Source organism: Plebeiibacterium marinum, assembly GCF_026013615.1.
GTDB lineage: Bacteria > Bacteroidota > Bacteroidia > Bacteroidales > Marinilabiliaceae > Saccharicrinis > Saccharicrinis marinus_A.
Genome location: NZ_JAPDPI010000020.1, coordinates 92,804 through 105,684, shown reverse-complemented (window position 1 = coordinate 105,684; position 12,881 = coordinate 92,804). Strand labels below are relative to the sequence as shown.

Below are 12,881 nucleotides of genomic sequence, written 5' to 3'. Positions count from 1 at the left end.
TACTTTGGTACAAAACGCTTTGACAGAATAAAAGAGAAAAGAATTCACATGCATACTGCAAGTGGATTGATGCATGATAATTTTAGAATGAGCACAATGGATTATGGTCATTTAATGGATTGTGCCTTTCAACTTGAAAAACATGTGAAAGCATACGAGAAAGTATTACGTCTGGCAGCTTTTAATGTGTTTGCTCACAATCGGGATGATCATAGTAAGAACTTCTCTTTTTTAATGGATGTCAAAGGTAATTGGAGTTTCGCTCCTGTATATGATCTAACTTTTTCAAATTCAGCATATGGTTTTCACAGCACAATGGTTGCAGGAGAGAGTAAAAATCCGGGAAGGAAACATCTTTTAGAATTAGGAAAGCATTTTGGAATAAAGAAACCGGAGCTGATCTTGGAAGAAGTGCAAGATGCAGTTTTATATTGGGAATCAATAGCTAAAGAATGTGGTGTGTCACAAAATGCTATTATAACGATTCAAAAGGCAATTAATGGAGTGAATAAAATTAATTAACGTCTTTTATTAGGATGAAATTTAAACATAAGTCTTAGAGTAAATATCGCGATATGCGATATTTACTCTAAGACTATCTTTGCTTTTTATTTCAAAATATTGCGCATTAAAAAACCCTGTAAGTGTTGACTTACAGGGCTTTACTTTAAATTGCTTTCGCAGTCAGCGGAGAGAGAGGTAAGTGAACTACCTCTCTTATGCGTTTATATATCAATATTTTGCACACTTTCTTGTTTTAACTGGTTACGATTTAGTAACTACTTTTAGCTATGCCATAAATCAGCCAAAACATACAATATTTCAGGTTCGAATTTACATTTTTTTTATTGATAAGACAATATCAAGCATTTGTTCCAGGTAAGAGTTATCAATTTTGCCCTAAAATGCTTTCGTAAGTAATCGCTGTGTTTAGCCATAACGATGGCTTTTGTATTAATTAATAATCATTTTAAAAAATGGAACAAAAAACAGAGCGATTCATTAAGAATGTTGAAAATGTATTTGCATCAAGGCAGGTAAGTATTATTGAATTTGAAAATTTGATTGTTGAATGGAGGCAATTGATTTTTGAAAGGTGCTATGAAGCAGGTGATGTAGTTCAAGTCCATCGAAACTTAAATCATCTAAAAATAACAGTACAATGGTTTGCGAAACGATGTTCTTCTAATAAAAGTGAAGACTTTCGTGAGTTCTTACAAGTTATGATTCAATGTATTATTGTTGAGTTACAAAGTATGCAGCTTGGTTCAGAGATATTCGAAAGAACAACAGACATTAAAGGGACACCGGATGTATCCTTTTCATGGACAGCAAGCAAACGTGCCTTAATAGAGCTTATCTGTGCCTTACATTTAGCCAAATGTATCAATAGTGGAAATATCTCAATACAGAAGATGGTTGCGCAATTTAGTAAGCTTTTTAAAATTAATTTGGATAATTATCATCCTGAAATTTATAAGATGACTACACGCACACCTGTCAAAGACAAGGGATTACACGCTTATTTTTTAAGTTCTCTGGTGGATAGGTTTAATGAAAAAATGCTCAATTTGAAGTAAAAGTAACGCCACTATATACACAAGTTGCGTTCATATAACTTTCCGTATTAACATTTTTGTGCTGAATTTAAAAATCAGTACATGAACGTTATAACAATTGAATCTGAAGCTTATAAAGCTCTTATTGAAAAAATAGATTCCCTTTCCCGGTTTGTAGAATTAAATCAACCATCGGTCAATCCAGAGGATGCATGGATTGATGGAGAAGACGTGTGCCAATACTTACGTATTAGCCAACGTACTTTGCAGAGGTTGCGAAGTACAGGGAATATTACTTATTCATCTTTAGGAGGAAAAGTCTATTATACAATTGCAGAAATAAAAAAGCTATTGGAAAATCGGAAAGTTCGCAGTAGTGTGGAATCGGTGGATGAGCTTTGTGAGATGTATAAAAAACGCATTTCCAATCTTCAGGAAAAAGGGAAGGATATTGGTAGTCTATAATTTATAAAGCTTTGTATATATGATAGTTTACCTTTCAGGTATCAATTATGATACCAATAAACAGGAATTAGATAGAATAAAAAGTGATTTGTTTGAATTAGGCTGCACAATTATCACCCCGGAAGCAACGGAACTTGAAAAACTCAATTGGTCTGAAAACTTACGATTACGATTAAGTTTCATTCACAGTAGTAGCACGATTTACATGCTACCCAATTGGAAGGAAAATGAAATATCCCGTATCGAGTTAACAGCAGCAATGGTTGACAAGATTCCACTTTGTTTCTCTCCTGAAGATATAAGAGAATTAATAACCACCCTTGACAATTAGCAATGGTTTAAAGTAGAGCTGAACAAGGGCAGCTCTACTAATTTAACTTCGTATTTAATGGATGCAAATAGAGTAATAGAACACATAAATGGAGAAGTCTTAAATGTTGTATCAAATTTTATTGAATTAAAAAGGTCTGGAAGTAATTATATCGCCTGTTGTCCTTTTCACAATGAGAAGACAGCATCATTAAGTGTCAATCCTGCAAAAGGCATATTTAAGTGTTTTGGTTGTGGTAAAGGAGGAAATGCCATAGAGTTTATAAAGGAACATGAAGGAGTTGATTTTAAGCAAGCCGTTGAAATTGGCGCAAAGAAACTTGGGATAGGTTTTGAATGGAAGAAGAGTGCCAATTTTGATGAAGCTAAATTTAAGCACCAGGAAAGTCTCCGTATTGCTTGTGATATTGTTGAGAGCTTCTTTGTAGAACAAGTAGCTCATAATGATGCTCAGAAATATATTAAGGAAAGGAATATTTCGATTCCTGAGAACAGCAGCTTTAACATTGGTTTTGCTCCTAATGGGAATGCACTTTTAGCCCATTCAAGGAAGGAAGGATTAAAAACTGAAATACTTGAAGAAATTGGAGTTTTAAAGAGTAGCGATAAAGGTGTATATGATTTTTTTCGTAATCGGCTTATTTTTCCGATTTCAAATTCCAGAGGACAAACCATAGCTTTTGCCGGGCGAGATTTAAACGGCGAATCAAAAGTAAAATATCTCAACTCTCCGGAAAGTAGTATTTACATAAAAGGAAATGAGCTATATGCTTTAAACGAAGCAAGATTTGCAATAAAGAAAGAAGAGCGAGCATATATTGTTGAAGGATATACCGATGCATTAAGGATGCATCATATTGGGATAAATAATACAGTAGCAACATGTGGAACTGCACTCACTCAAGCTCAGGCAGTGCTTTTAAAGCGTTATACCAATAAAGTCACATTAATATTTGATGGTGATTCAGCAGGTAAATTGGCTACTGACCGCAATGCAGAAACTTTAATCAGAAATCAATTTCACGTATCTGTAATTGTTTTACCTGAAAAACAAGACCCTGATTCGCTATTTGATACAAAAGAGGTTTTTCTTCAGTATAACGAGAAGCAGGTCGATTACATCATATATAAAGCTTCTCAATATGCTGAAAAATCTGCTTCTGACCCGGTTTTTAAATCGGAAGCAATAAAACGTGTTGCCCAATTGATAGCCTGTTACGATAAAACAAAACAGGAGGTTTATTTAGAGTTTTTGACAGAGCATATTAAGCCCAAAAAAGCATGGCAGGATGCATTAAAGGAATTTACCAAAGATGAACCAGTCAATCAACAACGTTATACAGTTCCTAAACATGTTAGCCTTAATGACTTCAATAGGTGGGGATTCTACGTGGAAGACAATTGTTATGTATTCCGGAATAAAAAAGGTGATGACTTTGTAACGCATTCCAATTTTGTAATGGCTCCCTTATTTCACATTGTAAGTCCTTTAAATGCCAAACGTTTATATGAGATTAAAAACCGACATAACCTGGTTCGAATTGTAGAGCTTCCTCAAAGGGATTTGGTGAGCATTACCAACTTCAAGCTCCAGATAGAATCTTTGGGTAACTTTCTTTGGACTGGAGGTGAAAGTGAACTGAACAAATTAAAAGCCTGGCTTTATGAAAAAACGAAAAGTTGTAAAGAGATTGTACAGATGGGATGGCAGCGAGAAGGCTTCTTTTGTTGGGGAAATGGAATATTTAACGGTGATGAGTTTATAAAAGCTGACCGTTATGGAATTGTAAAACATCAGGATACATATTTCTATATCCCTGCCTGTTCCGAAATCTATTCAGATGATGATACTTTATTTGAATTTGAACGGCATTTTATCCACAATGAAGGTAATATTACGCTGTATGAATATGCCACAAAGTATTATGGTGTATTTGGTCTTAATGGTATTATAACCATGTCGTTTTATTTTGCCTGTTTGTTTATGGATATAATAGCAAAGCGATTTGATAAGTTTCCTATTCTGAACATGTATGGCCAGAAAGGTTCTGGTAAAAACACCTGTGCAGAAAGCATATTATATATGTTTGGAAGAAAAGGTAAAGTACCAAATCTGCATAACTCCAGTAAGCCATCCATTGCCGACCATGTAGCAACAAGTTCTAATGCTGTTTGTGTTTTAGATGAATATCGGAATGATTTAGAGATGGAAAAGCGTGAGTTGCTCAAAGGTTTTTGGGACAAGACCGGGCGGACACGAATGAACATGGACAAGGACAAAAAGAAGGAAACCTCTAAAGTCAATCAGGGGATTATTGTCTGTGGTCAACAAATAGCTACAGCTGATATTGCATTGTTTAGCCGTTTTATTGCATTAGGTTTTTCAAAAACAGTATTCTCCTTCGAAGAAAAGCGTTTGTTTGAGGAATTGGAACAAATTAACAAACAAGGATTGACGCAGATTACCCATCAATTACTTAGGCACAGGGAAGCTTTTGCAAGAAATTATAACAAAACAGTTGATGTTGTTAGTGACAAGTTCCGGGAATTATTAGGAACAATAGCTATTGAAACAAGGATATACAACAATTGGCTTACAGTTGCTTCGGCATATGCCACGATTTCGAATATAGTAGAACTTCCATTTTTATATGAAGAAATCATGGAGTTATTTGTAAAAATGATGATTGAGCAAAATAAAGAAACTGCCCGAAATGATGATTTGGGAATCTTCTGGAAGACAGTTCAATACCTTATCAGTTCCAACATGCTTTTTGAAGAAGGAGACTATCGAGTGGTATATTCCGATAAGATAGTTCGTCATTATAAAGAAAATGGAGAATGGAAACGTAGTGATATTACACTTAAAGAGCCTAAAAACTTATTCTATTTATCGGTAAGCCGTGTTTTTGGGCTTTACAAAACACAAGCACTTCGGGAGGGTGATAAACCGTTGCCCGATGCTACGGTGGAATACTATTTAAAAAATAGTTCCTCATTCATATGTGATTGTAAGAAAGTATATTTTAAAAAGTTTGATGCAAAATCAGGTTGTCCGGAATATGATGGTAATGGCAATATAAAGAAGACTTACACAACTGCTTTTGTCTTTTACCTGGATAAGGTTAACCTGACATTAGAAAGCAAATATGATGGTAATGAAAATGACACGAATTAATTTAATAGTTTTGCAACATGAGTAAGATTAAAAAGAGTAGCAACAATAATATTCACGACAATTTCTTCAAAAGCCTCTTCTCAGTAAAAGAGAACCTGGAAGACCTATTAAAAGGTTCGTTGCCAAAAGAAGTGTTGCAAGGTTTAAAGACAGATACTTTGGAATATGACCCAACTGAATATGTGGACCAGGAACTTGCCCCTTATTTCAAGGATATATCGTGTAATGTTAAATATGGTTACTCCAATATTAAAATATCCCTGCTATACGAACACAAAAGCTATCCGGATAAGAATATTCACCTACAACTATTGAGATATATTCTTAATGTATGGGAGAATCAGGCTGCAAATAAACAGGAACTTACACCTGTAATTACTATGGTGTTTTATCATGGAAATCGCAAGTGGACAGATGCTGGTTTTGTAAAAAATGTTCCCGAAGAATTGAAGCGTTTTATCCCTCTATTTGATTATGCCCTTTTTGATACAAAGGATATTGAAGACCATGCAATTATTCAACACTTTAAACGGCCAAGTGTTAAGGTTGCTGTATGGTTTATGAAAAGGAGCGATAACCTTATTGGATTTATACAAAGCAATCCTGATTTGGCTAGAGATATGTTTCGTCAGATAGAGCAAATTGATACAAACATTTTCCAGAAAATAGCGTTATATTTGTATAAAGTTTCAGGTGTTGAGCCTGATAAAATAGATGAGATTATGGAAACAATTTCACCAAAAGCAAAAGATGCATTTTCTCAAGCTGCTGATGAATTAAGGCAGTGGGGATATAATAAAGGGATAAAGCAAACAGCTATTAATATGATTAATAAAGGTTATTCTGATGAACAAATTGCAGAAATAACTCATATTGATATGAAGCAGATTCATAAATTAAGAAGCGATAACTCGCATTAGGTAAATTAGAGATTTAAAAATATGACCTGGTATCAATTTGGTATCAGGTTTTTTTATGCTTTTACTTCTCATTATTAAAGCTCATTACTATTTTCTTGAAGTGTGATTAGCAAGAAATCAAAGCTAAACAGGAATTTTTTTCATTAATAGTAATCTCCATACAAAATCGGTTACATTCGTTACGTTCGTTACATTCTTTAATATATAGTGTTATATATTAATTACTTATATCAACAAAAGTAAAGAAGTGTGGTTACTTTCTGTTACATTCCGTTACATTCTGGAAAAGATATTTGTTGTTTGGTTACTTTCTATGGAGGTGGTTACTTTCTGGGGTACTTTCTTAAATGATGACTTAAATAATTGAAATATAGTATTATATAGTTTAGAATGTTCAGAATGTAACGAATGTACCCGAAATATAGGTTTATGAGCAGAAGAAAAAGCGTTTTTACAAAAGTGAAATAACCTAAAATTTTTATTTTAGCAGTGCTAATTGTCAAGGGTATAATTGATTTATTATGCCCAAAATATCTGAATATACACAACCAATAAGCCTGTATAAGTGGCTTATCGTTATTTGCACCCATTCCATAGGTCAAATTTCCATTCAATATTATCTTCAAAAAAGTAATTGCTTAAAAAAGACTTCAAAATACATTGATGAAGTTCTCGAAAGCAGTATTAATATTCAAAAAAGTAAACGAAAGCAACTAAAAGCTATCGTGAAGTGCTTTGATGGTTTGCTTTTTAGATTATGTCAGGTGTGTCATTTCTTATTTTTCAACATAAAGCCAACGCTATGATAATTCGCAGAACCATATTGAAACAAGAGTTGGTGAAAAAACTATACCCTCATAGTATCTCAATTAAGTCAGCCATGCAGCAACTCAGGAATGAGATTGATATTTGTCCGGAATTAAAGAAACATATTGAACAGGCTGGAAATACAAAACGCCATTATTACAACAAACAACAACTCCTTTTAATCCTGGAACATTTTTGTTTTACACTTGAAGAATTTGAACAATTATGAATTTAATCCTTTGTAATTTAAGTTTATTCCTGTCACGTCAATCCTATATAGCTTTTTCTTGCTAATTAAACATTAACGGTTCTAAATTTTTGCTATGTTTATAATATGACATTATTCGAACGCCTTTTTAAGAAAAAAAACAAGGAATATCCTGTTACAAATGATCAAGTTGACATCATTGAAAACGTAGAAGAAATTACTCTTTTTAGAAAAGGAGCTATTGTTTATATTGAAAACGAATATCAGGAGGATTTAAATAACCTTATTCTAGGTAGATATGATTTCATTGCTAAGCTATGTAGAGAAAAAGGTTTTCATTTTGTTTATCTCCCCAAGGTAATACAGAATATTTCAAGAGATAAAATTAACGAGGCACAGAAATATTTTAATCCTTCCTGTTTAACTGAAAGTGTCGAAAATACTGGTAAATACAAGCCTCAAGACATCACATCGAAAGTTACGAGTCTAATTTTTAATTATTTTAATTACAACAAAAATATCGAACCTGGATTTATTCGTTATCGTGGAGATAATGAATATAGTTATGTAAGAATATTATTTGATAATGAATCAGTATTTGAAAGTAACATCAGATCATACATAGCCAACTGTAGGAATTCGGATCCTATTATGTTTAGACTTGTAACGAGTTATCATTTAGCAAAAGAAGGCAGAGTTGACGAAATTGCAGATTGTGAATTTGATTCAAGGGCATTAGGTATAGCAAAAGAAATTGAAGAAAAAATTAGTCAGCTTAAAGAAGAAGGTTACTACCAATTATTACTTAATACACTTAGCCAATCTTTAAATGACATTCCTACTACAAAGGGTAGTATTATAAAGCAATTTCAACAAAATGAAGTTAAACCAATTATTAGTCGAATTATAATCGATGAAGAATTCAGAATAATTTTACCTGATTACAATAATTTAGAGATTAAGCTTACTCCATTACCGAAAACAGTTTATCTATTTTTTCTTCGTCATCCTGAAGGTATTGTTTTCAAACACCTTATTGACCATAAACATGAGTTATTATATATATACAAACTGGTTTCAAATAGGGAATCTGAAGAAGAAATGAATAATAGCATTGAAGAGCTAATTGACCCAACGAAAAACTCAATAAATGAAAAGTGCAGCCGGATTAAAGAAGCTTTTGTAAAACATTTTGATGACTCCATTGCGCAATATTATTATATCACAGGTTCACGAGCAAAAGAGAAAAAAATTACCATATCACAAAATAAAGTTATTTGGAAATTAGATGAAAAAGGATTACCTACAAGTAATACAGCTAAGAGCATACAACAATCTGAACAATTTGAAGAAAATGAGAGAGAGCTTATAAAAAAAGGACACAATCTATTGGACAATGAAAATCCTGAAGAAGCCTACAATTGTTTCAATAAGGTTTTATCATCCAATCCATATCATTATGATGCTTTATGTGGCAGAGCACTTGCCTGTTTTGATTTACAAGAATTTGTAAATGGGGTAAACGACAATACACAGGCTATTGAGATAAATTATTATGCCACAATACCGTATCATAACAGGGCTGAATGTTATTTTTATCTACAACAATACGAATTAGCATTGACCGATATAAACTATTTCATTACTCGTCATGACCCTAGATGTCCGGAAAGCTACTTTATGAGAGGTAATATAAAAGAAAAATTAGGAGATATTAAGGGAGCCTGCCAGGATTGGTTTAATGCCAAATCGCTTAATCATCCGAAAGCATTTGCAGTTTTGGAAAAGCACAGTAAAGTAAAAATCAGAAAGGTCAGACTAGATAAGAAGATTTATAAATAATTGCAAGGTTGCAAATTTTATAGTTAATATAATGCCAAAATTAAATTAGTGTAAAAATTTAAGAATGAGATATTCTATGCTTTTTCTAATCTCTTTTATGCCAATCATAAATTGCTTAGCTCAAAGAGATAGGAGATTAATTGAACATGGAGGTGATTTTTCATTAGGTGATTTCATATTCATGATTGGTTTCTGGATTGTAGTTATTATAATTTATACTTTATATCATAAAAGAGATAAAGAAGATGAAGTCGTAACTGAAAAAGAATCAAAAGAAAATAAAAAATCAACTAATACATTAAGTGAAATTAAATTAATGTCAGATGAAGAAATAGAGGTTATGAGTTCTGGGGTTGTTCCAGATGAATACTCTCCTTATGAAGAAGAAAGATTAAAAAGGTATCAATTAAAGAAGATGTCTAATCTTATTGAACAGGGAGTTATTGTTTTAAAAGATTACAATAAACAACAAGAACTTGAAGAATACCTAATACATAATGAGATTCCTTTTGACGAATTATTTTATTTATATCCAGCAAGAAGTACGAGTTTAAAGTGGTTAAGACCATTATATAAGACTGTTGAAGGGGTTATTGATAACACATATTTAAAACTTGTCATTGCATATTACAGTAGTAATGCCAACGAAAGATATTCACTTGAAGAAATAATTGATGTAACAAAATGTATAATAAATATTAAGTCTATACTAAAAGATCTGCCTACACTGCTAAATTATATTGAAACTGAGTGGTGGGAAGGATATTTAAATAATATTAGAAACATAAGTTTTTATGAGAGGTCAGTAGTATGTGATAGATACTTTTTCCCAAATATATTATCAAGATTCTACCCTCTCTCAGAGATAATATTAGATAAATATATAGAATGGTGGAATTGGGAAATTCTTAGTCAGAATACCTCGTTGATTTGGTCCGAAAGAATAATTATTAAATATGAAGAATTATGGGATTGGGAAAAATTATCAATAAATAAATGTTTACCCTGGGATAAAAAGATTATTGATAAGTATATTAATAACTGGAATTGGGATTATCTATCTATTAATGAAGGGCTACCTTGGAGTATAGAGTTTATTTCCTTCTATAAAGATAAATGGAATTGGGCTTTGTTAAGTAACAATAACAAAGGAATTAAATGGACAGAAGATTTGGTTGGGATGTATAAAGAAAAATGGGATTGGTATGCAATATCAAAAAAAACAAACATCCCTTGGACTGTAAATTTTATAGAAAAGTATAAAGATGAGTTATGGTGGCCTTCTCTTAGTGAAAATAAATCACTTCCTTGGGATATTAATCTCATTTTTGAGCACGGATTTGATTGGAGCTGGACTTCATTAACTTTCAATGACGGAATACAATGGACAGAAGATTTAATCCATGAATATTTAAGAAGACACTATTTGGGGTGGCAAAAGATTTCAAGGTCGTTGTCTGGAAACAAATCGTTACTATGGTCAGAAGATTTATTAGATAAATATATAGATAAATGGGATTGGAATTATCTATCTTCAAACATTGGACTCCCATGGACTTTAAAATTCATAGACAAATATGCAAAGATGTGGAATTTTAAACAACTAACTTATAATTCAAAGTTACCTTGGACTGATAAATTGATTCAAAAATATATAGATAAATGGGATTGGGAATTTATCTCCAATCAATTTAAGTTGAGTGAAGAGCAAGTTAATTTATATGAGAATAGAATTGATTGGAATATTGCAAGTTCTAATATTAATATACAATGGACAAATGCTGTTATTGAACGACATAAAAATGAATTAAACTGGCAGCAGTTATCAGGAAATGAATCCTTGCCATGGACTATTGATTTGCTTCGTAGATATAAGAACCAATGGGATTGGAGTTTTGTGTCTTCCACAAAGGAAATACCATGGTCATCAAAATTAATGAATGAATTTAAAGATTGTTTGGATTGGTATGATCTAACTGCTAATGAGGAATCTATACCATGGTCTGTTTCTTTATTAGATAAATTTAAAAAGTATTGGCGCTGGAGTAATCTGAATACAAATAATCGATTATTTAGTATTGTTTTTAGTTCTCTTCTTCATGATGATCTTGAAGCAATTATTCTTTTTCATAAAAATTACTTCCATACTAAAGATTAAACAGCCTAATCTATTTATTATATTGAATTATGATACTTTGCATGCCTGAAATCTAGAAAGTAATCCTAAAAAGCCTTTAGATTTATTAAAATTACTTTTCTAAAAACAATACCCATTATTGACAATGAAATAGTTCAATTAATTGCTACATATCTTAAAGAATTTCTGCAACCTTGCAGAAATCCAAAAACAAATATTTTATCCTATATTTTTGGAGCAATGTTAATCATATAAACAAAAAAACATGCAATTAGAAATAGAGGAAATATATTTATGGGATGGGGCTAATGCTATTTTATGCGCCAAGGATGATATATTACAAAAAGTATACTTGCGCAATGTGTATGCCTATGCTATTGCTTTATTACCTACCGAAGCTGCTATTAAAATTAAAAGCTACCAATATACTCCTTATCAGGATTTTGATGAATCGGGCATTGCTGAATGCAGGGATTATTTATGCAAAATGGATTTACAAGATGCATATCCTATACCACATGAAAAACTTGCTACTATCAAAGAATTTGTACAGTATATTCAAAAAGAAAACACATTAGACTATAGGTTTCTTAATGTTGAAGCTTTTGCAGATAATATCATACAATATGAATATTTTCTTGGAAATGCTGTTTTTACTTTTAAAGAGATGAGTGATTTAAATAGGTTATATAATCATATTAAGAAGGTTCTAAAACCTGAAATTTTTAGATTATGTCATTAGTATTTGCGAAGGAAGTAATTTGTGGTAGTTGTGGATACTCTTTTGAAGAAGGAGATTATGTTTCAACCCATTCATTTGGAGAGATGGATTTAGATACTCGTCCTGCACCTGATTACCGATTTACAATGAATGAAATATTGGTGACTAGTTGTCCTGTATGTCATTTCTGCTACCAGGATATCACTCAATTTTCTCCAGATTTTAAAAGAGTGATGGAATCAAGTGAGTATTTGAGTTATGTAAATCATGCTTCTTTGCCCTCTAAAGCTAAGGAGTTTCTTTGCAAATCACTGCTACTTGGACATGAAAACAAATTTGTAGAAGCTGCATGGGCATCATTACATGCAGCATGGAACTGCGATGATAGGTATTGTATTCCAGAAAGCATAACGTGTCGTAATAAAGCTATTGGCTTATTTCTTTTTTGTAACTACAACAAGGAGCAGGTGTTTAAAGATGAAACCGAAATGACTGTATTTTTAATTGACTTATATCGCAGGAGCCATAACTTTAAACTGGCACTAAAGCTATGTAATGATGTTTTGGCACTACCTATATTAAAACCGCAAACAAGAAATATTGCAACTTTTCAACTGCATTTAATTAATAAACAGGATACTCAATGTTATAACATACAAGATGCAATTAACTTTTGTAATTAGGACTTGTTTCAGAGTATTCAAAAAACGCATA

The 12,881-nt window shown here is 32.1% G+C and carries 11 protein-coding genes; all 11 read left to right on the top strand.

Annotated elements, in window-relative coordinates:
* On the top strand, positions 1-522 hold a 522-nt coding region (locus OM074_RS11225), incomplete at its 5' end, for a type II toxin-antitoxin system HipA family toxin (RefSeq protein ID WP_301199569.1).
* A gap of 455 nt (positions 523-977) precedes the next feature.
* Positions 978-1,580, top strand: coding sequence for an RteC domain-containing protein (locus OM074_RS11220; RefSeq protein ID WP_301199568.1), 603 nt, complete (start codon positions 978-980; stop codon positions 1,578-1,580).
* An 81-nt stretch (positions 1,581-1,661) separates the two neighbouring features.
* Positions 1,662-2,024, top strand: a complete 363-nt coding sequence (locus OM074_RS11215; protein WP_301199567.1) for a helix-turn-helix domain-containing protein — start codon at positions 1,662-1,664, stop codon at positions 2,022-2,024.
* 19 nt (positions 2,025-2,043) lie between these two features.
* Positions 2,044-2,355, top strand: a complete 312-nt coding sequence (locus OM074_RS11210) for a DUF4406 domain-containing protein (RefSeq protein WP_301199566.1) — start codon at positions 2,044-2,046, stop codon at positions 2,353-2,355.
* A gap of 57 nt (positions 2,356-2,412) precedes the next feature.
* Positions 2,413-5,532 carry a DNA primase gene (dnaG, locus tag OM074_RS11205; RefSeq protein WP_301199565.1) on the top strand — a complete coding sequence of 1,040 codons (3,120 nt, stop codon included), beginning with the start codon at positions 2,413-2,415 and terminating at the stop codon, positions 5,530-5,532.
* 17 nt (positions 5,533-5,549) lie between these two features.
* Positions 5,550-6,452 carry an Rpn family recombination-promoting nuclease/putative transposase gene (locus OM074_RS11200; RefSeq protein ID WP_301199564.1) on the top strand — a complete coding sequence of 301 codons (903 nt, stop codon included), beginning with the start codon at positions 5,550-5,552 and terminating at the stop codon, positions 6,450-6,452.
* 802 nt (positions 6,453-7,254) lie between these two features.
* A complete protein-coding gene (locus tag OM074_RS11195) occupies positions 7,255-7,488 on the top strand; it encodes a DUF4248 domain-containing protein (protein WP_301199563.1) in 234 nt (77 codons plus the stop codon).
* Positions 7,489-7,593: 105 nt separating this feature from the next.
* Entirely contained in the window at positions 7,594-9,309 is a 1,716-nt protein-coding gene (locus tag OM074_RS11190) for a tetratricopeptide repeat protein (protein ID WP_301199562.1), read from the top strand.
* Positions 9,310-9,373: 64 nt separating this feature from the next.
* Positions 9,374-11,467, top strand: coding sequence for a hypothetical protein (locus OM074_RS11185; RefSeq protein ID WP_301199561.1), 2,094 nt, complete (start codon positions 9,374-9,376; stop codon positions 11,465-11,467).
* A 244-nt stretch (positions 11,468-11,711) separates the two neighbouring features.
* Entirely contained in the window at positions 11,712-12,188 is a 477-nt protein-coding gene (locus OM074_RS11180) for a hypothetical protein (protein ID WP_301199560.1), read from the top strand.
* Positions 12,179-12,850 (top strand): hypothetical protein, encoded by a 672-nt coding sequence (locus OM074_RS11175; protein WP_301199559.1) that lies wholly within the window; start codon positions 12,179-12,181, stop codon positions 12,848-12,850. The genes OM074_RS11180 and OM074_RS11175 overlap by 10 nt, the downstream gene beginning before the upstream one ends.
* The last annotated feature ends 31 nt before the right edge of the window (positions 12,851-12,881 follow it).

Coding starts and splice junctions, on each gene's coding strand:
- OM074_RS11220 (WP_301199568.1), top strand. CDS start 978: ATGGAACAAAAAACAGAGCGATTCATTAAGAATGTTGAAAATGTATTT.
- OM074_RS11215 (WP_301199567.1), top strand. CDS start 1,662: ATGAACGTTATAACAATTGAATCTGAAGCTTATAAAGCTCTTATTGAA.
- OM074_RS11210 (WP_301199566.1), top strand. CDS start 2,044: ATGATAGTTTACCTTTCAGGTATCAATTATGATACCAATAAACAGGAA.
- dnaG (WP_301199565.1), top strand. CDS start 2,413: ATGGATGCAAATAGAGTAATAGAACACATAAATGGAGAAGTCTTAAAT.
- OM074_RS11200 (WP_301199564.1), top strand. CDS start 5,550: ATGAGTAAGATTAAAAAGAGTAGCAACAATAATATTCACGACAATTTC.
- OM074_RS11195 (WP_301199563.1), top strand. CDS start 7,255: ATGATAATTCGCAGAACCATATTGAAACAAGAGTTGGTGAAAAAACTA.
- OM074_RS11190 (WP_301199562.1), top strand. CDS start 7,594: ATGACATTATTCGAACGCCTTTTTAAGAAAAAAAACAAGGAATATCCT.
- OM074_RS11185 (WP_301199561.1), top strand. CDS start 9,374: ATGAGATATTCTATGCTTTTTCTAATCTCTTTTATGCCAATCATAAAT.
- OM074_RS11180 (WP_301199560.1), top strand. CDS start 11,712: ATGCAATTAGAAATAGAGGAAATATATTTATGGGATGGGGCTAATGCT.
- OM074_RS11175 (WP_301199559.1), top strand. CDS start 12,179: ATGTCATTAGTATTTGCGAAGGAAGTAATTTGTGGTAGTTGTGGATAC.